The following is a 23,371-nucleotide window of genomic DNA, read 5'->3' on the forward strand; positions in this document are numbered from 1 at the left end:
TTCATGAACATGCTGCTGGAAAGTCTGCCGGTTTTTATGCTTATTTTTTGTCGAATTACAGCCTTTTTTGTTGTCGTTCCGGTGCTTTCTTCTAAAGGAGTCCCGAATATTTTCAAAATAGGCATCGCTTTTTTCGTATCTGCGCTTGTGTACCTAACTTATGGCGTGCATCAGAGCGTTCCGGCAGATGTGACGTACGTCCTTCTGATCATCAGGGAAGTGCTGATCGGGCTGCTGCTCGGATTCGTCGCCTATGTGCTGTTTATGGTGATCCAGACGGCCGGCTCCTTCATCGACATCCAGATCGGCTTCGGGATCGCGAACGTGCTGGATCCAATGACGGGCACCTCAGCGCCAATGCTGGGCAACTTCAAGTACATGTTCGCCTTGCTGCTGTTTCTGACGATGAACGGGCACCACTATTTGCTGGACGGCATCATCCGGAGCTATGACTGGGTTCCGCTTTCCAACGAGTTGTTTATGAGAATGGCGGATGGCAGCTTGTCGGAATTTTTGATCAAGACGTTCGGCCAGTCGTTTGTCCTTGCCTTTCAAATGTCGGCTCCGCTCGTCACAGCGCTGTTCCTGACTGACATCGGGCTGGGATTTCTGGCACGCACCGCACCGCAGTTCAACGTATTTGCCGTCGGGATGCCGCTGAAAATTATTGTCGGACTGATGATTCTTTTTTTGCTGGTACCGAGCTTTTCCTATATTTTCGGCGACTTGTTCGGAATCATGTTTGAGTCGATGCAGACGCTTCTGGGGATTATCGGTCACAAGCCTGCGTAATGTGAGGATGGAGGGAAGGAACGTGTCCTACAGGTATCCCCTGGATCTGCAGCTGTTTGGCGGAGAAAAAACCGAAAAAGCGACCCCGAAAAAGCGGCAGGATACCCGGAAAAAGGGCCAGGTCGCCAAAAGCCAGGATTTAACCGGCGCGGTCGTTCTGCTGGCTTCCTTTTTCAGCCTTCTCATGTTCGGCTCATCGTTCAAGGAGCGGCTTGTCGGACTGTTCAAGGACATTTTTCTGAACCGCCTGACCATGGATTTGTCGATTAACAACGTCATGAGCCTCGCCGTGGAATACGGCATCGACATTTTGCTGCTGCTGGCGCCGGTGTTTCTTACCGTCGTCGTCATGGCGCTCGCCGCCAATTTGATGCAGGTCGGTTTCATGCTGACTGGGGAATCGCTGAAGCCCAAATTCAGCAAGCTGGACCCGATCAAGGGGTTTAAAAATATATTCTCGGTCCGTTCTCTGGTCGAGTTCGCGAAATCGATCTTAAAGCTGGTGATCATCGGCTTTCTCGTTTATCAAACGCTTAGAGGAGCTATCGCGGATATCGGCAAGCTGTCCGAGGTTAATATTGAGAAGACGTTTCATTTCGTGGCCAGTTTGACGATGACGCTCGGCCTAAAAATAGGGGCCGCCCTGTTTGTGATGGCCGCACTGGATTTTTTGTATCAAAAGTATGAGTTCGAGAAAAGCATTCGGATGTCGAAACAGGACATTAAAGATGAATATAAAAAAATGGAGGGGGATCCGCTGATCAAGGGGAAGATCAGGGAGCGGCAGCGCCGGATGGCGATGCAGCGGATGATGCAGGAAGTGCCGAAGGCCGACGTCGTCATCACGAACCCGACCCACTTCGCGGTGGCCCTGAAGTACGAGGGCTCGAACATGGAAGCCCCGCAAATCGTAGCCAAAGGGCAGGATTTTGTGGCTCTGCGGATCAAGGAGATCGCCAAGGAAAACGGCGTGATTACGATGGAAAACAAGCCGCTGGCCCGTGCGCTGTTTCAAAGGGCGGAGATCGGGGACTCGATTCCCGCCGATTTGTTTCAAGCCGTGGCTGAAGTACTGGCTTATGTATATAAATTAAAAGGCAAAGTGAGATAAGGGATCGGAGGTAAGGAAGCTTTGAAATTAAAAGAGATAACGATACTGACCGGCGTCATCGGCATTGTAATGATGATGATTCTTCCGATCCCGTCCTGGCTGCTCGACGTGCTGCTGGTCATCAATATTTCGCTCGCGCTCATTATTTTGCTCGTCGCGATGAATACGCAGGAAGCGCTGCAGTTTTCCATTTTCCCTTCGCTTCTGCTCATTACGACGCTGTTCCGGCTGGCGCTGAACATTTCGACGACCAAGCTTATCCTGTCCGAGGGCTTTGCCGGCGACGTCGTCAAAACGTTCGGCAGCTGGATCGCCAGAGGGGAAATCGCCGTCGGCTTTATCGTCTTTCTGATTCTGGTCGTCGTGCAGTTCATCGTCATCACGAAGGGATCGGAACGCGTGGCGGAAGTCGCCGCCCGGTTCACACTCGATGCGATGCCCGGCAAGCAGATGAGCATTGACGCCGACCTGAACGCCGGCATGATCAATGAGCAGCAGGCCAGGGAGCGGCGCCGCAAAGTGGAACGCGAAGCGGACTTTTACGGCGCGATGGACGGTGCGAGCAAGTTCGTCAAAGGGGACGCGATTGCGAGCATCATCATCCTGCTGATCAACCTGGTCGGCGGTTTTATTATCGGGATCGCCATGCGGGGCCTGTCCTTCCAGGATGCGATGTCCACCTACTCGGTATTAACTATCGGGGATGGTCTGGTCAGTCAAATTCCCGCACTCTTAATTTCAACGGCTTCCGGTTTGATCGTGACGCGTTCTTCTTCGGAAGGCAATTTGGCGAACGATCTGACCAAACAGCTGCTGTCGTACCCGAAGCTGCTGTACATTGTGGCGGCGACGATTGCCCTCCTCGGGCTGTTTACTCCGATTCATCTCATCACGACGCTTCCGCTGGCCGGGCTGCTCGCCTTTGCTGCTTACCGGATGCAGCGGAACATGGACAAAAAGCAGATCGAGGTGGAACAGCTGGAAGAGGAACAGCAGATCGAAGAGGTGCGCAGTCCGGAAAGTGTCATCAACCTGCTGCAGGTGGACCCGATCGAATTCGAATTCGGTTACGGATTGATTCCTTTGGCGGATACACAGCAGGGCGGAGATTTGCTTGACCGGATCATTATGATCCGCAGGCAGTGCGCCTTGGAGCTGGGTCTTGTGGTCCCGGTGATCCGGATCCGCGACAATATTCAACTAAAACCGAACGAATATGTCATCAAAATTAAAGGGAATACCGTCGGAAGCGGTGAATTACTATTAAATCACTACCTGGCCATGAGTCCCGGTTACGATGACGAATCGATCACGGGAATTGAAACTTTGGAACCAGCTTTCGGACTCCCGGCCTTGTGGATTGACGAAGCGACGAAGGATCGCGCGGAGCTTTCGGGCTATACGGTAGTGGATCCGCCGTCCGTCGTGGCGACTCATTTGACCGAGTTGATCAAAAAGCACGCCCACGAGCTGCTTGGACGGCAGGAGACGAAAACGCTGGTCGACAATTTGCGCGAAAATTATCCGGTTCTCGTCGACGAGCTCATTCCGTCGGTGCTGTCGATCGGAGATGTTCAGAAAGTATTGGCCAAGCTGCTTCGTGAGAAAATTTCGATTCGGGATTTGGTGTCGATCTTTGAAACGCTGGCTGATTACGGCCAATATACGAAAGACCCCGATGTGCTGACCGAGTATGTGCGGCAGGCATTATCCCGGCAAATTACGCAGCAGTTCTCAAGGGAAGGCGAGACGCTCAAGGTCATTACAGTAGGGCCAACGCTTGAGAAAAAGATTGCCGACAGCGTCCAGCAGACGGATCAGGGGAGCTATCTGGCGATGGATCCGGTATCTACCCAGACGGTGTACCAGAAGCTCAGCGAGCAGATCAACCGCCTGCTTCAATCGGGGCAGCAGCCCATTTTGCTTGCCTCGCCGACCATCCGGATGTATTTGCGCCAGGTGATTGAGCGGACCATGCAGGATATTCCGGTTCTTTCTTACAGCGAGCTTGAACCCAATGTAGAAATTCAAAGTGTCGGAGTGGTGAACTTATGAGAGTAAAGCGATATGTGGTCGATACGATGCCTGAAGCTATGCTCCAAATCCGCAATGACCTGGGCAGCGATGCCGTCATTCTGAGCACGAAGGAGACCAAGCTGGGCGGCTTCCTGGGCATGTTTAAGAAGAAAAAAATCGAGGTCATCGCCGCGGTGGAAGCAGACGAACAGGCGAATACAGCAACGAAACAGTGGCAGGCCCCGGCTCCTCAAAAGGCGGCCGTCCCACAGAAGGCCGTGCCGCAGGCATACAAGAAGACCGCCGAGCTGACCCTTGCCGCAACCGGCGCCAAGGTTTCTACTGATCAAGCCCAGCCGGAGACCGCTCCTGCTCGTCTGGAGCCTCGGGGGGCGGAGATGACATCCGTTCAAGCCGGCGAGGCCGTGACCCAGGCGGCAGGCTATGGGGAATCAGCAGCTGCGAACGAGACGCCGCCTTCCAACGTAACGTTCCCTCTTTCGGAACGGGGGCAGATCACCGGAGCGCTAAGCCACTCTGAACAGCCTCAGCAGGCGGGGGAAAGAGAGCCGGAGGCCAGAAACAGCGTGGAGGCCAAGCTGCTGGAAGAGCTGCAGGAAATGAAGGCGTGGATGGCCAAAATCTCCCGTCAGTCGATGATGAAGCAGCAGCTGCCGGCTGTGCTGGAGAAGCTGCAGGAGCGGTTGATCCAGCAGGAGGTCGATTTCGACCTCATCGAGAAATGGATTACCTCCTCCTTCGATCTTTGGGAAGAGAGCGGCCGTACGCTTGGGGATGCAGAATTGTTTGCACATATACGCAGCCAGGTGCTGGCGTTCCTTTCGGAGCGGTTTGGCGGAGGCATTGCCAACCGGACACGGATCGTCTATGTCGCAGGTCCTACGGGGGTCGGCAAAACGACGACCATCGCCAAGCTGGCTGCGGAACAGCTGCTGCGTTTTCACCGGAAAGTTGGCCTGATCACATCCGACACCTACCGGATATCGGCGGTTGACCAGCTTCGGACGTACGCTTCCATTCTGAATGTCCCGCTGGAGGTGGTGCAGTCGCCCGGTGATATGCAGCGGGCGTTTCAGCGCCTTCAGGACTGCGACATCATCCTGATGGACACGGCCGGCCGCAACTATCGTAACGAGCTGCTCGTTTCGGAGCTGCAAAGCCTGTTTTCCGCCATAACGGACCACAGCGAAACCTATCTGGTGCTCAGCCTGACATCCAAGAGCCAGGATATGAAGAAGATCACAGAACACTTCAGCAAGTATGGGCTGGACAAGGTGATCTTCACAAAGCTGGATGAGACCGGAAGCTGCGGCTCCGTCTTTAACCTGATCCGGGAATACCCGCTGTACCTGTCCTACATGACCAACGGCCAGAACGTGCCTGAAGACCTTCTGCTTCCGGACAGCAAGAAGCTGTGCGGTATGCTGCTTGGAGAAGAGGCGCCATGATGGACCAGGCACAAGCATTAAGGGATTTGATCCGGCAGCGGGGATCCGGCGGGAGAGGAGCCGAAGCCGGAATGGAACCCAGGCTGACCGGAAAGGGGAAAACCGCCAAGCTGATCACAGTTACGAGCGGAAAGGGAGGCGTAGGCAAATCGAACTTTACGCTCAACTTTGCCCTTGCCCTGCAGGCGATGGGACGGAAAGTGCTGGTGTTTGACGCCGATATCGGTATGGCCAATATCGATGTACTGATGGGCATCTCGCCAAAATTCAACCTGTATCATTTACTCCAGCGTGAGAAGTCGGCGAGCGAAATCATCGAGAAAGGACCGCATTCGTTGTCTTTTATCGCCGGCGGCTCCGGGCTATCCGAGCTGTTGTCACTCTCCGAGCAGGATCTTGCTTATTTTACGGAGCAGATTGAAGGGCTGGCAGACGAGATGGACTATATCATCTTCGATACCGGCGCTGGGCTGTCCAAGGAGAACCTGAATTTTATCCGTTCGGCGGATGAATGCCTGGTTGTGACCACCCCGGAGCCGACTTCAATCACCGACGCCTACGCTTTAATCAAGGTGGTCAGCGGCGCGGAACCGGGCGTTACCTTCAAACTGATCATTAATCGGGCGGGCGATGAGAAGGAAGCGGCTCAAACCGCCGACAAAATCGCCATGGCAGCCCGGCGTTTTCTGGGCGTGGAAACGACCATGCTCGGTTACATCGCCGATGACAGTCATGTTGTACAAGCCGTGAAGAAGCAGGTTCCCTTTTCCCTTGCATACCCGAACTGCAATGCAGCGAAGGATCTGCAGCGGATCGCATACCGTTACTTGCTCGTACCGGCTCCCCCGGAACCAAGTGCCTTGACAGGAATCAAAGGGTTTATGCATAAATGGCTTCGTCGTACAAAATGATTTTCTGTACTAAGGAACAGAGGTGAACAAGCGGCATGACGCCATACAAAGTCATAGTAGTGGACGACTCGGCTTTCATGCGGAAGATCGTATCCGATCTCATTGAAAAGGATCCCGCATTTCGGGTCGTTGATACGGCCGTTAACGGAAAGGAAGCCGTAGACAAAATTTTAAGCCAGCAGCCGGACCTCGTCACGATGGACGTGGAGATGCCGGTGATGAACGGACTCGAAGCGCTTACGGTCATCATGCAGGCGCATCCGCTGCCGGTAATCATGCTGTCCGGCATCAATGAGGCCGGCATGAGGGAGACGATCAAGGCGCTTGAAGCCGGAGCGTTTGATTTTATCCGCAAGCCATCCGTAGCGCATGCGCAGCAGATCGATGACGTTCGGGATGCCCTGCTTGAGCAGATGAAGGCAGCTATGGCGGCCAAGGAACGGAGAGCGCTTTGGAAAGCGGAGGAAGAGAAGCGGAAGAACAAGCCCGCCGTGGCTGCACCGGTTTCAACGCCAGTCCTGCCAAAGCTTGGGCGGAAGCGGCCGCTCCCGGACCTGGCGAAGGAAACCGGCGCTCGTAACGGGGCAGCCGCACAGGAGAGCGCGCCCGATAAGGAGGTTGTCCTGCAGCAGCCTGACAAGCCCAAGGCGACGAAGCTTTCCAAGCCTGGAGCAGGAAAGAAACATCAGGACTCCCCGAATAGCAGGACAACGCGCGAACTGACGCACCAAGTGCTGGAATCCGCTCCTTCGGCGCAAGAAGCGAAACCAACCAAGCCGGCGGGAACGGATGCCGCCAAGCCCAGCCGGACAGCGGAGGGCAGGGCAGCAACCACGTATACGCAGCTTGTTGCGGTCGGCTGCTCCACCGGCGGACCGCGGGCGCTGAAGACGCTCCTTGAGGGCATACCGGCCGATTTTCCGGCACCTGTTGTCATCGTGCAGCATATGCCGCCCAATTTTACGAAATCCCTCGCCCAACGCCTGAATACGTTCAGCCCGCTGACCGTGGTTGAAGCCGAGCAGGGAATGGCATTGGAGCCAGGGTTCGCTTATATTGCCCCGGGCGGCTATCATACGAAAATCGTGCCGGATCAGAGCCGGGGCTTAATGATCTCGCTGACGGAGGAGAGTCCGGTGGGCGGCCACCGTCCGTCGGTGGATGTCATGTTCGAATCCCTGCTTGAGCTTCCATCCCTGAAACGCCACGTGGTGCTGATGACCGGGATGGGAAGCGACGGGGCAAAGATGATGAAGCGGCTGTACGATGCCGGCGTTACCAGCACGTTCGCGGAGAGCGAGGAGACCTGTATCGTATACGGCATGCCGCGTTCCGCAGTGGAACTTGGCTGCGTGAGTCATGTGTTACCGCTTCACAATATTGCCGCAGGGCTCGTCCAGGCTGTAGGCAACGGAAAGCAAACTTATTAGGAGGTGTCTCATAATGGACATGAATCAGTATTTATCCATGTTTATCGATGAGTCCAATGATCATCTGCAATCCTTGAATGAAAACATGCTGCTGCTCGAACAGACACCGAATGATCTCTCCATCGTCCAGATTATTTTTCGCTCGGCTCATACGCTGAAAGGGATGGCGGCTACGATGGGCTTTGAGGACCTGGCGTCGCTGACCCACCAAATGGAGAACGTGCTCGACCTGGTACGGAACGAAAAGCTGGTAATGCAGGACTTTATCTTCGACACGCTGTTTAAAGGGCTTGATGCACTTGAGGCTATGGTGGAGGATATTACCCAGGGCGGCGAAGGGAAAGCCGACGTATCGGCAATCGTTGCCGACCTTCAGGCGATCGTTCGCGGAGAAGCCCCTTCCACCGGCAGCGCGAAGTCCGCAGGCTCCGCTCCGGCCAAGCAAGAAACCAATACCGCCATCCAGCTTGATGAATTTCAATACTCCGTTTTACAGCAGTCCATAGGGGAAGGGCACCGCGTACTGTATATTGACGTCGCCATTCGGGACGATTGCCAGCTGAAGGCGGTCCGCGCCTATATGGTGTTTGATTTGCTGGAGAAGTCCGGCGAAGTTATTAAGTCCCATCCAACCGTGCAGGATATTGAGCAGGAAAAATTCGAAAAAAGCTTCTCACTCTACTACATAACACAAAAAGATCCTGCCGAACTCAAACAGCAAATTTTGAACGTTTCGGAGATTGACCAAGCCTCAGTAGTAGAACTCGATCACGAATCCCTGCAGCAAATGGCCGAGATGGGGGCGGCATCCGCTCAATCCGCGGCGGCTGTGGCCGAAGAAACGAAGCCTGACACTGCCGCTCCGGCAGCCGCTGCGCCAGCGGCAGAGAGCAAGGATAATAAACCAGCGGCAGCCGCCAAGCCGGCCGCGAAAACCGGCGGTGCCCCGGCCCGCACGATCCGGGTTGATATCGAACGACTCGATGTACTCATGAACCTGTTCAGCGAGCTGCTGATCGACCGGGTACGCCTGGAACAGCTGGCTTCGGAGGTGCAGAACCATGCTTTGACCGAGACCGTAGAACACATGAGCCGCGTCAGCTCCGATTTGCAAAATATTGTCCTGAAGCTGCGAATGGTCCCGGTCGATACGGTGTTCAGCCGGTTTCCGCGGATGGTCCGCGACCTGGCCAAATCGCTGGATAAAAAGCTGGAGCTGGTCATTACCGGCGCAGAAACAGAGCTTGACCGTACCGTTATCGATGAGATCGGGGATCCGCTCGTTCACCTCTTGCGCAATGCGGTCGACCACGGCATCGAGTCGCCCCAGGACCGGGTTGCCGCCGGCAAACCGGAGACGGGTACCGTACACCTTCGGGCTTTCCACAGCGGGAATCACGTCTTTATCGAAATTGAAGAAGACGGGCGCGGCATCTATCGCGACAACGTCCTGAAATCCGCGCTGAAGAAAGGCATCGTCACCGAGGAGGAAGCGAAGGGCATGTCGGACGAGCAGGTGCACCAGCTGCTGTTCGCGCCGGGCTTCAGCACCGCCGAAAAAATCTCCGACGTATCAGGCCGGGGAGTCGGACTGGATGTCGTGAAGGCAAAGATCACTTCGCTCGGCGGGCAGGTGACCATTTATTCGACACCGGGGAAAGGAACGAATTTCTCGGTGCAGCTGCCGCTCACCTTGTCGATCATCGCCGCGATGCTCGTGAAGATGGGATCCGAGAAATATGCCATCCCGCTCAGCTCGATCGTGGAAACCGGCATCGTCAAGAAGGAGCAAATCCGCCAGGTGCATGGCAACAAAATGGTGGATTTCCGCGGATCGATGATCCCGCTCATTTCGCTCAGCCGCATTTTTGAGGTTCCTGACTTTAATGAAGAGGACGAAAGCGAAACCGAGATCATCGTCATCCATAAGGGAGACCGTTTGGCGGCTTTGGCCATCGACGAATTTATCGGACAAAACGAAATCGTCCTGAAAAACCTTGGCAAATATCTGCCGCAAATCAAAGGGATTTCGGGGGCAACCATTCTGGGCGACGGTCAGGTGGCCTTGATTCTGGACCCGAACGTCTTCATTAAATAGGAAGGTTTGCGATATAAGGAAGGCTTGCGGCGACAGTAAAGAACTGCAAATACGCCGCATTTAAATAAGGAGGTTTAGGGCATGGGAGAAGATATCAAAGTCATTGTATTTAAGCTGGGCAGTGAAGAATACGGAATCGAAGTCGACAAAGTCCAAACGATTGAGCGCATGCTTCCCATTACACGCGTTCCGAAGACATACACGTTCGTTAGGGGCGTCATCAACCTGCGGGGCGTCGTCATTCCGGTGATCGACCTCCGGGGACGCTTTGGTCTTCCGGAAACCGAATATACGGATCAAACGCGGATCATCATCGTGGTGGTAGGTGAAATGGAAGTCGGCTTTATCGTCGATTCGGCCAATGACGTCATCGATCTGAACAGAGACCGGATCGAGACTCCGCCGGAAGTCGTCGGAGGCATTAAAGCCAGATACCTGGACGGCGTGGCAAAAATCGGCGATGACCGTCTGCTCATTATGCTGAACTTGTCCGAAGTGCTGAAGAAGAGCGAAATCATTCAGCTGGAAAGCCTAGAGGAGTAGTTCGTGGAGGTCTTTAAGCATTTTAAGGAATTCAAAATGGATGTCCTGAAGGAAGTCGGCAATATCGGGGCGGGCAATGCGGCAACGGCGCTGTCCCGCCTGCTCGATAAGCCAGTCGATATGGCGGTTCCCAAAGTGCAGCTGCTTCCCTTTGAAGAGATTGCCGACAGGGTCGGCGGGGCCGAGCGAATCGTCATTGCTATTTTTCTGAGGGTGGAAGGCGACGCTCCAGGCAATTTGTTCTTTATTCTAAGCCCGGAAGCAGCCAAAAGCCTGCTGAAGAGGCTGGCCGGCATGCAGGTCGACCAGGACGGGATGTTCGATGAGATGGAGCAATCGGCACTCTGCGAGATCGGCAATATTTTGGCCGGCTCGTACCTGTCCTCGCTCGCCGACTTTACGAAGCTGGATTTGTCCCCGACAGTCCCTGGCCTGGCGATGGACATGGCCGGCGCCATTCTGAGCTACGGGCTGCTCCAGTTTGGCCAAATGGGCGATGATGCGCTGCTGATCGATACGACTTTTCTCGAGGGCGATCATGAGGTGGAAGGGAAGTTCTTTCTGATCCCCGATCCGGACTCGTTCGCGAAAATTTTTCAAGCCCTGGGAGTGCCTCTAGAGAATGATTGAAGAGCAAAGCATCGTTAAAGTAGGCATGGCCGACATGAACGTCGTGCGCGATCCCGGGGTCATCCGCACGCTGGGCCTCGGATCATGCGTCGGAATTACGTTGCATGACCCGCTGCTTAAAATCGCAGGTATGGCTCATATTATGCTGCCGTCCTCAGACATCGCCCGTGAAGGGCAGCTGAATATCGCCAAATATGCGGATACCGCAGTGCCTGCTTTGCTGGAGCGGCTGGTGGCCATGGGGGCCTCGCCTTCCAGAATTGTCGCCAAGATGGCCGGAGGATCGCAAATGTTCCTGATGGCCGGGACCGGGGATACGATGAGAATCGGCCCCAGGAATGTGGAATCATGCAAAATGATGCTGTCAAATCTTCATATCCCGTTAATCGCCGAAGACACGGGCGGAAGTCACGGACGAACCATTGAACTGGATTCAGGCAGCGGAATCCTGTCCGTGCGCAGTGTACAAATGGGTATAAAGGAATTGTAGCCATGAAAGGAAATTTGTTGTTTAACCTTGTGTTTGGTGCTGTCGGATTCGTGCTGACGCTGCTGATCTCGATGGGAAACAACCTGTTTATGACCAGCTTGATCAGAGGGCTGATATCCTTTGTCATCTGGTTTCTGCTCGCTTTTTTGCTCCGCTGGGTATGGGGTGTGGTCAGCGTTCCCGAAGCGGAGCAGGAGGCAGCAGCCGAACAGGAGCGGGGTGCCCGGTTCGATGTGACGACCCCGGATGAGAGCGATGAGTTAAATGATCTGTTGACGCCGAAGCCCGCCTCCGTTCAAGAGGATGGGGGAGGCTTTACACCACTCAATCCGCCGAAGCTGGTTTCGGCGAAAGATCCGGAAGAACTGGCGAAAGCCGTTCGACACCTGTCAGAAAAATAGGGGGTGGGGGAAATGAGCGAGCGCAAAGCTTCTCACCTGAATCATGCCGAGCTCTGGGAGCAATGGAAAGAATACGGAAATATTGAAGCAAAAAAGTCCCTGATCGAGAAACACCTCCACATTGTGGATTATGTTTCCAGCCGCCTTGCCATCGGCCTTCCAAGGAATGTTTCCAAGGATGATCTGGCCAGCAACGGCGTCATGGGGCTGATCGATGCTATTGACAAATTTGACTATAAACGCGGACTGCAGTTTGAGACCTACGCTTCTTTCCGGGTAAGGGGAGCTATTCTCGATTCTCTGCGGCAGGGGGACTGGGTGCCCCGTTCCGTCCGGGAGAAGGCAAAACGGATTGAGGACGCCTATCAGCAGCTCGAACAGAGGCACCTTCGGACGGTGACGGACTCGGAGATGAGCGAATATTTAAACGTGTCCGAGAAAGATTTTCACCAAATGCTCCAGGAAGTTGCCGTGATGTCGCTCTGCTCGCTGGAAGACCCGATTCGCGAGGAGGAATCCGAGACGCGTCTCTCCGTGATGGTCGACGACAAGGCCAAAAATCCGGATTACAAAGTTAACGAGTTTTATTTGCGGGAGTCTCTCATTAAAGGAATTGAGAAGCTTACCGAGAAAGAAAGAACCGTCGTATCCCTGCTGTATTATGAGGACTTATCTTTAAGCGAAATCGCCGAAGTCATGTCACTTTCACCTTCAAGAATATCCCAGCTTCATTCCAAGGCCATTTTGCGGCTGCGCGCAACGCTGGAGAAGAACCGGGATTTACTGATGCAAAACGATTAACCGTTGCACGAGTAGAAAGGAGGAAAACGATTGACAGCTCCAATCGCGCTTGAAACCTATTTGGATATTACCTTTTCGGAGGATAAAAGCGTGGCCTATCTGCAGTTCTCCAAGCGTTCCGAGGATTTTGAGGTGACAGAGGAAGAGCTTCAGCTCTTTTTGAGGAGCCATCAAGTCCAGTTCGGCATGGACCAGGCGGTCCTGAGCCGGATTTGCAGCCATCCTCAGGAGTACATGTTTGGACGGACCGCGATTGCCTTCGGTGAGCAGCCGGTCAGCGGCAAGGACGGCCGGATCGAGTTTGCCTTCAACCTCAGAGATGACAAGGAGCACAGGCCGCTCGAGACCGAAGACGGCAGAGTGGACTATAAAGAACTGATCAGTCTCAACAATGTCATGAAGGGCCAGCTGATCGCCAAACGGATTCCGCCCGAGCCAGGCAAACCGGGACTCAGCGTTACCGGGGAAATGATTCCGTTCAAGCCCGGCAAAGAAGCCTATTTTAAGGTAGGAAAAAATGTGGTGGTCGACCCGGAAAACACAGCCATGTATGCCGCCATCGACGGCCTGATCGCCACGACGGATAAAGGAAAAATCAACGTTTTTCCCGTCTATGAGGTGAATGGGGACGTGGATTACAGCGTGGGCAACATCGACTTTGTCGGTACCGTGGTCATCCGCGGGAACGTTCTGACCGGATTCCGTGTGAAAGCGGCAGGGGATATCCGCGTGGTCGGTGGCGTAGAGGGCGCGGAGCTGGAAGCGGAAGGGTCCATTGAAATTACGAGCGGGATCATCGGTTACAACAAAGGTTATGTGAAAGCGGGCCATCATGTAAAAAGCTCTTTCATCCAGGACGGAAACGTCATCGCCGGGGAAGATGTCATCGTCTCGCAGAGCATCATGCACTCCAACATCCGGGCAGGAAGAAACGTGCTGTGCAACGCTACCAAAGGGCTGATCGTCGGCGGCGTCATTCAGGCGGGAGAGCGGGTCATTGCCAGAACTATCGGCAACAGCATGTCCACCATGACGACGATTGAGGTGGGGGTTCTGCCCGAGCTTAGAAACGAGCTGGCCGACCTGCGGGGCAAGATCAGGCAGCTCGTGGAGGGGCAGGACAAGACGGACAAGGCATTGTATTTGTTGAATCAGCTGGCTGCTTCAGGACAGCTGCCGCCCGACAAGATGGCGCTTAGGCTTAAACTGAACGCCACCAAGAAATCGAATGACCGAGAGCAGATGGAAGCGAAAGAACGTATACTGGAAATCGAGAAAACATTGGAAGATTCGGTGAGGGCCCGCGTCGACGTCGTGAAAGTGGTCTACGGAGGCTCTAAAATAGTTATCGGCAGATACACCAGATTTATTAAGGACCCGGCGGAACGGGTTTCATTTTATTACCATGATGGCGATATTACGATGGCTCCGTACATTTAATATAAAGTGCGAGTTCAAAAAGGTGTCAAAAGCGGTCTTTTTGAACAATCTCTAAAAAGAAGCAAAGTACTCTGGATACGATTCCTATCGATAAGAGGGGGAAGACGAATGAGTATGAAGGCGGTTGAAATGCAAATTGCGATCCCACGGACCAGCGAGGTCGGGAAGGTGCAAAATGAGCTCCAGCACCGGCCTGCACAGGATCAGCAGTTTTTGGCTGAACAGCAGCTTAAGAAAACGGCGGAAATGAGCAAGCGCAGCGAATCGGTGGACGAGGCGGCGGACGCCGCCGTCCGGGATGAGGGCGGACGGAACAGGCAACGGCGAAATCAAACCGCAAGCACATCGGCAGAGGAGCATGAGGACCTGCAAAATGCGCAGCACCCCTTCAAGGGACATCATCTGGATGTGTCCCTATGATCCGATGCCCCGTCATGAATATCACAGTCAAAGGAGAGCCGTTACTTGGAACCTTGGTTAATCGTCGTTATATTGGGTGCTGCCGCGTTGGTATATGCCATGATGCTTCCTAAACGGAAGGAGGAGCAGAGCCAGCAGGGCAGCGTGGTCAAGCAGGTCGAGGCTACACTGGAGCAGTACATGGCCGAAATTGAAAATGAAAACGTCCAGCTCGTCGAGCTGGTTTCCCAAATGAAGCAGGATATGGCGGCCAAGCAGCTGTCCCAGCAGGAACAGCTGTCGGAGATGCGTCAGCGGCTCGTTTCGCTTGAACAGCAGGGTGCGCAGCAGGATGCCAGGCTTTCGCAAATGGAGAGCCTGCCTGCCGGACAGGCCACGGTTAGCCGTGAAACGGCCGCGGCCGTGGAGCCGGAAGCTTTCCTGGGGTCAGCAGCTGCGGCTGGTGCAGATTCAGAGGGTCAGGATGGAACGGAATCAACGCTGCCTGAGCAGCAGCCATCGATCAGGGACAGGTACCCGGAGCTGTTCGAGTTGTACAGCACAGGCAAATCCATTGATGCGATCGGAAAAATGACCGGTATGCACCGCGGCGAAATCCAGTTGATTCTTCAGCTTGCGAAACAGGAGGAGACGCTGTGATCAGAAATCGGACATTCATGATGGGACTTGGCCTCGGTCTCCTGCTTGGAGCCCTCCTGCTGCAGCTGATGATCCTTGGGCAGGGTGCCGGACGCCCGGCCGGAGAGGTCCCGTCAGCTGCCAGCCTGACGAAGGAAGAGCTTGAGCAGCAGGCGGAGACGATGGACCTGAAGGTCGTCGGCAAGGAGGACAAGCTGATGACCGAGGAGGAATGGAAGCAGCAGATGGTTGAGCAGAGCTCAGTTCCCAAAGGTGACGCAGCGAAGGCGCCGAAGGCCGCGGACGCGGGTAAACAGCCGGCTCAGCCGGATAAGCCGCAGCAGCCTGACGCTTCGAAGCAGCCGCAGTCGGTCACTCCGGGATCCGGTGAGGCTTCAGCAGCCAAGCAGCCGCAAACGCCTTCTGTGCCGGCGGCAAAAGCGGTTGAAGTGAAAATCGCCAGCGGGAACAACTTGGAAGACGTTGCCGGCAAGCTGGAGAAGGCGGGGGTCATCGCCGACGCCGACCAATTCGTGCAAAAAGGCAGATCGCTCAAGATCAGCACGAAAATCCAGACAGGCCAATACACGTTTTCACCCGGCGAGGAATTCAGTTCCATTATCGCTAAAATTACGACAAAACCGTCACGCTAACGACAATCGGCTGGACGGTTTTTTGCATGTAAAAAAAGCCGTCCCTTAGGCGTTGCATCGAGCTTTTAGATATGGTATATTAAATGACGGTGTTAAAACACACGCTGTCGGATTTCGTAAAGGGTGCTTTCCATATGGGGAGTCTTGACGGGAAATGAAAGCAGCGGAGGACACAATAAAAAACCAAACTTAGGAGGTGTGTGAAGATGGCAGTTATCTCCATGAAGCAGCTTCTCGAAGCTGGCGTTCACTTCGGTCACCAGACACGTCGCTGGAACCCGAAAATGGATAAATATATCTTCACTGAAAGAAACGGAATTTACATTATTGACCTGCAAAAGACAGTTAAAAAGGTCGAAGAAGCTTTTAACTTCGTGAAAAGCGTGGCAGAAGAGAACGGAACAATTCTTTTCGTCGGCACGAAGAAACAAGCCCAAGACTCCGTCAAAGAAGAAGCAGAACGTTGCGGCATGTACTACATCAACCAACGTTGGCTCGGCGGAACGCTGACTAACTTTGAAACGATCCAAAAACGGATCAACCGTTTGAAAGAACTCGAAAAATGGGAAGAAGACGGCACATTCTCCGTTCTTCCTAAGAAAGAAGTCATCCTTCTCCGCAAAGAGAAAGATCGTCTTGAGAAATTCCTGGGCGGCATCAAGAACATGAGAGGCCTGCCAAGCGCCCTGTTCATCATCGATCCGCGCAAAGAGCGCATCGCGGTTGCCGAAGCCCGCAAATTGGGTATCCCAATCGTAGGTATCGTTGACACGAACTGCGATCCGGACGAAATCGACTACGTTATTCCTGGTAATGACGACGCGATCCGTGCCGTTAAGCTGTTGACTGGCAAAATGGCTGACGCTGTGGTGGAAGCTCACCAAGGCGAAGAAACTTCTGCCTAAGTTTCAACAGTTACGTAATATAGACATGAATTAAATGAAAAGGGTGGTTGGTAGGTGGATAACCTCTCACTGCCCTTTTTTTAAGATGAAAACAAAGATCAGGTGTGACGCCTGGCTGAAAAATTAGCATCCTATTTGGAGGGAATATTCGATGGCAGTAAGTGCTAGTGCGGTAAAAGAACTTCGTGAAAAAACAGGCGCAGGTATGCTCGATTGCAAAAAAGCGCTGGAAGAAGCAAACGGTGATATCACCAAAGCAACAGAACTCCTTCGTGAAAAAGGTCTGGCTGCAGCAGCAAACAAAGCTGGACGCGCAGCTACAGAAGGCGTTGTAGAAGCTTACATCCACGCTGGCGGAAGAATCGGCGTTCTGGTTGAAATCAACTGCGAAACCGACTTCGTTGGTAAAACAGACCAGTTCAAAGAGTTCGCACGCGACATCGCGATGCATATCGCGGCTTCGAGCCCGCGTTACGTTTCCCGCGAAGAAGTGCCTCAAGCAGAAGTAGAGAAAGAAAAAGAAATCTTGAAAGCCCAAGCTTTGAACGAAGGCAAGCCTGAAAAAATCGTTGAAAAAATGGTTGAAGGCCGCATCGGTAAATACTACGAAGAGTTCTGCCTTCTGGAGCAATCCTTCATTAAGGATCCGGACAAAACGATTTCTCAGCTGCTGAACGAAAAAATCAGCACGATCGGCGAAAACATCTCCATCCGCCGCTTTGTTCGTTACGAACTGGGTGAAGGTCTTGAGAAAAAAGTCGACAACTTCGTTGAAGAAGTTATGGCGCAAGTTAAACAATAAGAGCCCTTTTTTTGCGGCATCTATAACTAGAACAAGAGAAGAGCGGAACACGCAGTGTTCCCTCTTTTTTAAAAGAGCAGACGTTTTTTTCTGAAGAGAATGACATCGGTTTGGTGTGGTGTTTACCGGATAGGGCCCGCCGAACGTTAGTTGCAGCAACTGGCGCCATATGGTGATGTCTTTAAAGTGGAGGGTAAACATTTGGAACAGCCTGTATTTAAACGAGTTGTCTTGAAGGTCAGCGGGGAATCCCTCGCAGGTCAGAACGGTTATGGTATCGATGCGGAAACGATCGGATCCATTGCAGAGCAAGTCAAAGAAGTGGTGGATCTTGGCGTTCAGGTTGCAATCGTCTGCGGCGGCGGCAACATCTGGCGCGGCATCGCCGGCAGTTCCAGCGGGATCGACCGCGCGACAGCCGACTACATGGGGATGCTCGCGACGGTCATGAATTCGCTGGCGCTTCAGGATGCCCTGGAGCAAATCGACGTGCCGACGCGCGTACAGACATCGATTGCCATGCAGCAAATTGCAGAGCCATATATCCGCCGCAGAGCGATCCGCCATCTGGAGAAAGGCCGCGTGGTCATTTTTGCCGCAGGAACGGGTAACCCGTTCTTCTCGACCGATACTACCGCTGCCCTGCGTGCGGCTGAAATCGAGGCCGAAGTGATTCTGATGGCCAAAAACAAAGTGGATGGCGTGTACTCCGCCGATCCGTTCAAAGACAGTACGGCCGAGAAATATGAACAGCTTACTTACATGGACGTGCTGAACAAGAATCTGGGTGTGATGGATTCCACGGCATCATCCCTCTGCATGGACAACAACATTCCGCTGATCGTATTTGCTGTTACTGAGCAAGGGAACATCAAACGGGTCGTTTTGGGTGAAAAAATCGGAACGATTGTTAAAGGGAGCGTAGACTAATGCCAGAAACGGTAAAAAAACACGCAGAAGAACGCATGGAAAAAGCCATCGGCGCTTTGAAGAGAGACCTCGCCACACTGCGCGCCGGCCGCGCCGCCCCGGCACTGCTTGACCGGATCCAAGTGGAGTATTATGGAGCGATGACACCGGTGAACCAGCTGGCCAACATCAGCACGCCGGATCCGCGCACGCTGCTCATCCAGCCTTGGGACAAATCTTCGCTGGCCGATATCGAAAGAGCGATTATGAAGTCCGACCTCGGACTTACGCCGGCCAATGACGGCAACATCATTCGTCTTTCGATTCCGCCGCTGACCGAAGAACGCCGCACGGAACTTGTGAAATTGACGAAGAAGTTCGGCGAAGAGGCGAAAGTGGCGATCCGCAACATTCGCAGAGATGCCAACGACGACATCAAAAAGATGGAGAAAACCGATATTTCTGAGGATGAATCGCACCGTCATCAGGAAGACATCCAGAAGACGACGGATAAATTTATTGCGGAAGTCGACAAGGTGCTCGTAGCTAAAGAAAAAGAGATCATGGAAGTATAAGAGACTTGCGGCCCCTCCTTTTATGGTGGGGTTTGTGTCTTTTTTGCAGAAACCCGCTTGGAGGAACTAGAATGATCAAACGAGTTCGATCGTGGTGGAAACAGAAGGACCCGCAGCTTTTGCCAGAGCGATCCATGGACAACGTTCCTGAGCATGTGGCCATCATTATGGACGGCAACGGGCGTTGGGCCAAAAGTCGCGGGCTGCCGCGAATCGTCGGGCACCAGACCGGGATGAAGGCAGTGAAGCGGGCAACCATTGCTGCCGACGAGCTGGGCATTAAATATTTAACGCTGTATGCTTTCTCTACGGAAAACTGGAAGCGTCCCAAAGACGAAGTCGACTTTCTGATGCGTCTGCCGCAGGAATTTCTGGCGATCGAGTTGGACGAATTGATCCAAAAAAATGTGCAAGTCCGCATGATGGGTGACCGCGACGGTCTGCCGCAGCACACGCTGAATGCCATGGAGGAAGCGATGCGCCGGACGGCCGGCAATGACGGTCTTGTCCTCAATTTCGCCCTCAACTACGGCAGCCGCAAGGAAATGACGGATTGCATGAAGGAGCTGGGTAAACAGATTCAGGAAGGCAGGCTGTCGCCTGACGAGATTTCCCCTGAGCTGATTGACCGTCATTTGCTGTCGGGAGGCATGCCGGATCCGGACCTCATTATCCGGACGAGCGGCGAAATGCGGCTCAGCAATTTCATGCTGTGGCAGCTCGCGTACAGCGAAATGTGGTTTACCGATATTTACTGGCCTGAATTTAACCGAAATCATTTATACGAAGCGGTTGCTGAATACCAGCGCAGAACGCGTCGATACGGCGGACTGACTTAGCCTGATGGGGGATGAATACCGTTGAAACAACGACTGATCACAGGAATTGTTGCGGGTGTCGTTTTTCTGGGATTTTGCCTGCTTGGCGGCCTGCCGTACCACATTCTAGTCCTGGCGATGGCAATGATCGGATATTATGAATTTGTAAAAATGACCCGGGTATCCCCGTTTAGCGGTACGGCCATGCTGGGATACCTGGGCGTGCTTGTGTTTATGTTCCCGTGGAAGCTGCTGGATATCAGTTTTCCGCTTCCACTCGGGCACGTCATCTGGCTGCTTCTGTTCCTGTTCCTGCTGGTGACCGTCGTTACCAAAAACAAGATGGACATTCAGATGACTTCCCTGCTCTTTCTGGGAGCCGTTTATGTGGGCGTCGGCTTTTCGTACATAGCCGAATCCCGCAGCGCCCCGGACGGGCACGGGGTGTTTTGGACGTTTTTGCTGCTGGTGTCGATCTGGGCGAGCGATGCGGGAGCGTACTTCGTGGGCAAATGGATTGGCAGCCACAAGCTGTGGCCGGCGATCAGTCCGAATAAAACGATCGAAGGCGCCCTTGGCGGTGTCATCATCGCCATGTTGACATCGGCGGTCTTTGCGCTTCTGTCGGGCGGTCTGCTCACGATCGGACGAGCCCTGGCGATCGGCCTGGCATGCGCGGTGGCCGGTCAGCTTGGGGATCTGGTCCAATCGGCGTACAAGCGTGTATACGGCATCAAAGATTCGGGAAATCTGCTGCCGGGTCATGGGGGAATCCTGGACCGCTGCGACAGCTGGATTATCGTATTTCCGTTCGTACATATCATGATGCTGATGCCTTATTAATACGAGAGAAGGTTCAATATGAAGAAATTAAGCGTTCTCGGCTCTACCGGCTCGATCGGCACGCAGACGCTGGATGTCGTGTCGAAGCATCCGGAGCATTTTCAAATTGAAGGGCTTGCGGCCGGGTCGAACGTGGAGCTGCTGCTCCGGCAGGTTCATCAGTTCAGACCGAAGAAGGTTTCGGTCGCGACCAAAGAACTGGCTGAACAGGTAAAGACGCAGGTTTCGCCAAGTACGGAAATTTTCTATGGAAATGAAGGGCTGGTGGAGGTAGCGGCCGGCACGGACGCCGATACGGTCGTAACGGCAGTGGTAGGCAGCATGGGGCTGCATTCCACGCTGGCGGCGATCGAAGCCGGGAAGCACATTGGACTGGCCAACAAGGAGACGCTTGTAACCGCAGGACATCTTGTCACTGAGGCCATTAAGCGAAAAGGCGTGAATATGCTGCCGATCGACAGTGAGCACTCGGCTATATTTCAATGCCTGAACGGTGAACGCCGCGATGACCTGGCCGGTATCACGCTGACCGCTTCCGGCGGTTCGTTCCGGGATTTGACCCGGGAGCAGCTTCAATCGGTGACGGTGGAGGATGCCTTGAAGCATCCCAACTGGTCGATGGGGGCGAAAATCACCATCGATTCGGCGACGATGGTCAACAAGGGGCTGGAAGTGATTGAAGCCCATTGGCTGTTCGGCCTGCCGTATGAGCAGATCCACGTGCTGCTTCACCCCGAGAGCATCATTCATTCTTTCGTGGAATTCCGCGATACGAGTATCATCGCCCAGCTGGGCAATCCGGACATGCGCGTACCGATCCAGTACGCACTGACCTACCCGGAACGCTGGGATTCGCCTGCAAAACGGCTGTCGCTGGCCGAAGTGGGCAAGCTGCATTTTAGAGAAATGGACATGGAGCGGTTCCCTTGTTTAAGACTTGCCTTTGAATGTGGTAAAATGGGTGGTACAGCAACCACCGCTTTTAACGCAGCCAACGAAGTGGCGGTAGGCCGGTTTCTAAACAGGGAGATTTCGTTTTTACAAATAGAGGATATTATTGAGGAAGTGCTTGACCGGCACGCCAACATTTCGAATCCGCAGCTGGCGGACATTGAGGAGTGCGACCGGAATACGCGGCTTCTTGCTGCCAAGCTGTAGGCGGGCACGCAAGCGGCATAACAATACATCACTCTACTCCCCTGATTTTAAAAAATGACGAGAATGTGATTCTCTTGTGCGGGACCGGAGAATAATGATAATCTATATAGACTGAATTAAAGACGAGCTTCTTTTCGCGCTGTGGGCTTTAATCCATCTGATGATATAGATGCGACAGAAACTTCGGTCTCAGACAAATTAAGGGGGATGCGACGCTTGGAAATGGTGCAGGTAGTATTTTTGACGGTACTCATGTTTTTCGTCATCGTGACGGTGCATGAATGGGGCCATTTTTACTTTGCCAGACGCGCCGGCATACTGGTACGGGAATTTGCGATCGGTTTCGGTCCGAAACTGTTTTCTTATAAACGGAATGAAACGCAGTTTACGCTGCGGCTGCTGCCTTTTGGCGGTTATGCCCGGATGGCGGGGGAAGATCCTGAAATTGTGGAAATTCACCCCGGTCAGACCATCGCGGTTCGCGTCAGCGGCGGCGAAGTCAAGAAAATATATCTGGATCAGCTGGACAACCGAAAGAACGTCATCCGCGGAGAAGTGGAATTCATCGATATGGTCGATGATTTGAAGGTCCGCCTGAACGTGGACGGTGAGAGCCAGCAGTATCCGATTTATCCGAAGGCGATGCTGGTCGCCAAATCCCATGAGACGCAAATAGCCCCGAGAGACCGCCAGTTTGCCAGCAAGACGGTGGGGCAGCGCGCGCTTTCGATTTTTGCGGGGCCGCTGATGAATTTTATTCTGGCCTTCGTACTCTTCGGGGTCCATCTGCAGATGGCGGGGATTCCGCTGGAAAATCCGACGTACGTGCAGATCGGCGACATCTCCAAAGGAATGCCTGCCTATGAAGCGAACCTGAAGAAGGGCGACATCATCGATTCGATCGATGGCGTGAAGATCGGCGCGGATTATCAGAAAATGATCGATTTGACCTCCAAATCCAAGGACAAGCCGATGGAATGGACGATCCGGCGGGGAGACGAGGTATTTAATGTGACGCTGACTCCGCGTGCAATGGAAGGCCAGGAAGGCGGCAAGGTAGGCATTACGCCGCAGCTGCCAAGCCGCAAGGCGTCGATCGGCGAAACGTTCAGCGGAGCGGGAGTTGCGATGGTCGATACGACCAAAATTATTTTCGAGGGCTTCGGCCAGCTGATCAAGCAGTTTAACATGGACGATCTGGGCGGACCTGTCCGGACGTTCGAGGTGACGGGCCAGATCGCGAAGCAGGGCATCGTGCAGCTGACGTATTGGGCGGCGATTCTCAGCCTCTACCTGGGGATCTTCAACCTGCTGCCGATACCGGCGATGGACGGAAGCCGGCTGGTGTTCCTCGGTGTCGAAGCGCTGCGGGGCAAGCCGATCGATCCGAGCCGGGAAGGCATGGTCCATTTTGTGGGCTTCGCCATGCTGTTCCTATTAATGATTGCCGTAACCTACAATGATATATTACGATTGATTAACGGATAACTAATGATGTCCCCGGCTAGAACGGGGTGAACTTGGGAGGAAGTCCATTT

At 53.8% G+C, this 23,371-nt stretch carries 24 protein-coding genes; all 24 read left to right on the plus strand.

Annotation, left to right across the window (positions count from 1 at the left end; genetic code table 11):
• The first annotated feature begins 3 nt into the window (after window positions 1-3).
• The 24 genes from fliR (at window position 4) to rseP (ending at window position 23,321) form a co-directional block, all read left to right on the plus strand.
• A complete protein-coding gene (fliR, locus tag BCV73_RS06755) occupies window positions 4-792 on the plus strand; it encodes a flagellar biosynthetic protein FliR (protein ID WP_089546550.1) in 789 nt (262 codons plus the stop codon).
• A gap of 22 nt (window positions 793-814) precedes the next feature.
• Window positions 815-1,903: a flagellar biosynthesis protein FlhB gene (gene flhB / locus BCV73_RS06760; RefSeq protein WP_240913006.1), complete on the plus strand. Its 1,089-nt coding sequence runs from the start codon at window positions 815-817 to the stop codon at window positions 1,901-1,903.
• 21 nt (window positions 1,904-1,924) lie between these two features.
• Window positions 1,925-3,958: a flagellar biosynthesis protein FlhA gene (gene flhA / locus BCV73_RS06765; RefSeq protein ID WP_076168118.1), complete on the plus strand. Its 2,034-nt coding sequence runs from the start codon at window positions 1,925-1,927 to the stop codon at window positions 3,956-3,958.
• Window positions 3,955-5,388: a flagellar biosynthesis GTPase FlhF gene (gene flhF / locus BCV73_RS06770; protein ID WP_089546552.1), complete on the plus strand. Its 1,434-nt coding sequence runs from the start codon at window positions 3,955-3,957 to the stop codon at window positions 5,386-5,388. Before flhA ends, flhF begins: the two co-directional genes overlap by 4 nt.
• Window positions 5,385-6,299: a MinD/ParA family protein gene (locus tag BCV73_RS06775; protein WP_089546553.1), complete on the plus strand. Its 915-nt coding sequence runs from the start codon at window positions 5,385-5,387 to the stop codon at window positions 6,297-6,299. Before flhF ends, BCV73_RS06775 begins: the two co-directional genes overlap by 4 nt.
• 35 nt (window positions 6,300-6,334) lie before the next feature.
• Entirely contained in the window at window positions 6,335-7,729 is a 1,395-nt protein-coding gene (locus BCV73_RS06780; protein ID WP_089546554.1) for a protein-glutamate methylesterase/protein-glutamine glutaminase, read from the plus strand.
• A gap of 13 nt (window positions 7,730-7,742) precedes the next feature.
• Window positions 7,743-9,827, plus strand: coding sequence for a chemotaxis protein CheA (locus BCV73_RS06785; RefSeq protein ID WP_089546555.1), 2,085 nt, complete (start codon window positions 7,743-7,745; stop codon window positions 9,825-9,827).
• A gap of 81 nt (window positions 9,828-9,908) precedes the next feature.
• The gene (locus tag BCV73_RS06790; protein ID WP_076168106.1) at window positions 9,909-10,370 is read left to right on the plus strand and encodes a chemotaxis protein CheW; all 462 of its coding nucleotides are present in this window, start codon (window positions 9,909-9,911) and stop codon (window positions 10,368-10,370) included.
• Between the two features lie 36 nt (window positions 10,371-10,406).
• Window positions 10,407-11,000, plus strand: a complete 594-nt coding sequence (locus BCV73_RS06795) for a chemotaxis protein CheC (RefSeq protein WP_481855832.1) — start codon at window positions 10,407-10,409, stop codon at window positions 10,998-11,000.
• Window positions 10,993-11,490 carry a chemotaxis protein CheD gene (locus BCV73_RS06800; RefSeq protein WP_076168100.1) on the plus strand — a complete coding sequence of 166 codons (498 nt, stop codon included), beginning with the start codon at window positions 10,993-10,995 and terminating at the stop codon, window positions 11,488-11,490. The genes BCV73_RS06795 and BCV73_RS06800 overlap by 8 nt, the downstream gene beginning before the upstream one ends.
• A 2-nt stretch (window positions 11,491-11,492) precedes the next feature.
• Window positions 11,493-11,891: a hypothetical protein gene (locus BCV73_RS06805; protein ID WP_076168097.1), complete on the plus strand. Its 399-nt coding sequence runs from the start codon at window positions 11,493-11,495 to the stop codon at window positions 11,889-11,891.
• Window positions 11,892-11,903: 12 nt separating this feature from the next.
• On the plus strand, window positions 11,904-12,692 hold the full coding sequence (locus BCV73_RS06810) for a FliA/WhiG family RNA polymerase sigma factor (RefSeq protein ID WP_089546557.1): 789 nt from the start codon (window positions 11,904-11,906) through the stop codon (window positions 12,690-12,692).
• Window positions 12,693-12,722: 30 nt separating this feature from the next.
• Window positions 12,723-14,132 (plus strand): DUF342 domain-containing protein, encoded by a 1,410-nt coding sequence (locus BCV73_RS06815; protein ID WP_089546558.1) that lies wholly within the window; start codon window positions 12,723-12,725, stop codon window positions 14,130-14,132.
• A gap of 108 nt (window positions 14,133-14,240) precedes the next feature.
• A complete protein-coding gene (locus BCV73_RS06820; protein WP_076168090.1) occupies window positions 14,241-14,552 on the plus strand; it encodes a hypothetical protein in 312 nt (103 codons plus the stop codon).
• 45 nt (window positions 14,553-14,597) lie between these two features.
• Window positions 14,598-15,191, plus strand: a complete 594-nt coding sequence (locus tag BCV73_RS06825) for a hypothetical protein (RefSeq protein ID WP_179231917.1) — start codon at window positions 14,598-14,600, stop codon at window positions 15,189-15,191.
• Window positions 15,188-15,823, plus strand: a complete 636-nt coding sequence (locus BCV73_RS06830; RefSeq protein WP_076168087.1) for an endolytic transglycosylase MltG — start codon at window positions 15,188-15,190, stop codon at window positions 15,821-15,823. The genes BCV73_RS06825 and BCV73_RS06830 overlap by 4 nt, the downstream gene beginning before the upstream one ends.
• A gap of 206 nt (window positions 15,824-16,029) precedes the next feature.
• Entirely contained in the window at window positions 16,030-16,728 is a 699-nt protein-coding gene (gene rpsB / locus BCV73_RS06835; RefSeq protein ID WP_076168084.1) for a 30S ribosomal protein S2, read from the plus strand.
• A gap of 151 nt (window positions 16,729-16,879) precedes the next feature.
• The gene (gene tsf, locus BCV73_RS06840) at window positions 16,880-17,530 is read left to right on the plus strand and encodes a translation elongation factor Ts (RefSeq protein ID WP_076168081.1); all 651 of its coding nucleotides are present in this window, start codon (window positions 16,880-16,882) and stop codon (window positions 17,528-17,530) included.
• Window positions 17,531-17,731: 201 nt separating this feature from the next.
• Window positions 17,732-18,460 (plus strand): UMP kinase, encoded by a 729-nt coding sequence (gene pyrH / locus BCV73_RS06845; RefSeq protein WP_076168079.1) that lies wholly within the window; start codon window positions 17,732-17,734, stop codon window positions 18,458-18,460.
• Window positions 18,460-19,014 (plus strand): ribosome recycling factor, encoded by a 555-nt coding sequence (gene frr, locus BCV73_RS06850; protein WP_076168076.1) that lies wholly within the window; start codon window positions 18,460-18,462, stop codon window positions 19,012-19,014. Before pyrH ends, frr begins: the two co-directional genes overlap by 1 nt.
• Window positions 19,015-19,085: 71 nt before the next feature.
• Window positions 19,086-19,853 (plus strand): isoprenyl transferase, encoded by a 768-nt coding sequence (locus BCV73_RS06855; protein WP_076168074.1) that lies wholly within the window; start codon window positions 19,086-19,088, stop codon window positions 19,851-19,853.
• A gap of 21 nt (window positions 19,854-19,874) precedes the next feature.
• Window positions 19,875-20,675: a phosphatidate cytidylyltransferase gene (locus tag BCV73_RS06860; protein WP_089546559.1), complete on the plus strand. Its 801-nt coding sequence runs from the start codon at window positions 19,875-19,877 to the stop codon at window positions 20,673-20,675.
• 18 nt (window positions 20,676-20,693) lie between these two features.
• Window positions 20,694-21,833, plus strand: a complete 1,140-nt coding sequence (locus tag BCV73_RS06865; RefSeq protein WP_089546560.1) for a 1-deoxy-D-xylulose-5-phosphate reductoisomerase — start codon at window positions 20,694-20,696, stop codon at window positions 21,831-21,833.
• A 216-nt stretch (window positions 21,834-22,049) separates the two neighbouring features.
• Window positions 22,050-23,321 carry an RIP metalloprotease RseP gene (rseP, locus tag BCV73_RS06870; protein ID WP_076168067.1) on the plus strand — a complete coding sequence of 424 codons (1,272 nt, stop codon included), beginning with the start codon at window positions 22,050-22,052 and terminating at the stop codon, window positions 23,319-23,321.
• Window positions 23,322-23,371: the final 50 nt, after the last annotated feature.

It is taken from the genome of Paenibacillus sp. SSG-1, assembly GCF_002224835.1.
GTDB classification, from domain to species: Bacteria; Bacillota; Bacilli; order Paenibacillales; family Paenibacillaceae; genus Paenibacillus_AQ; species Paenibacillus_AQ favisporus.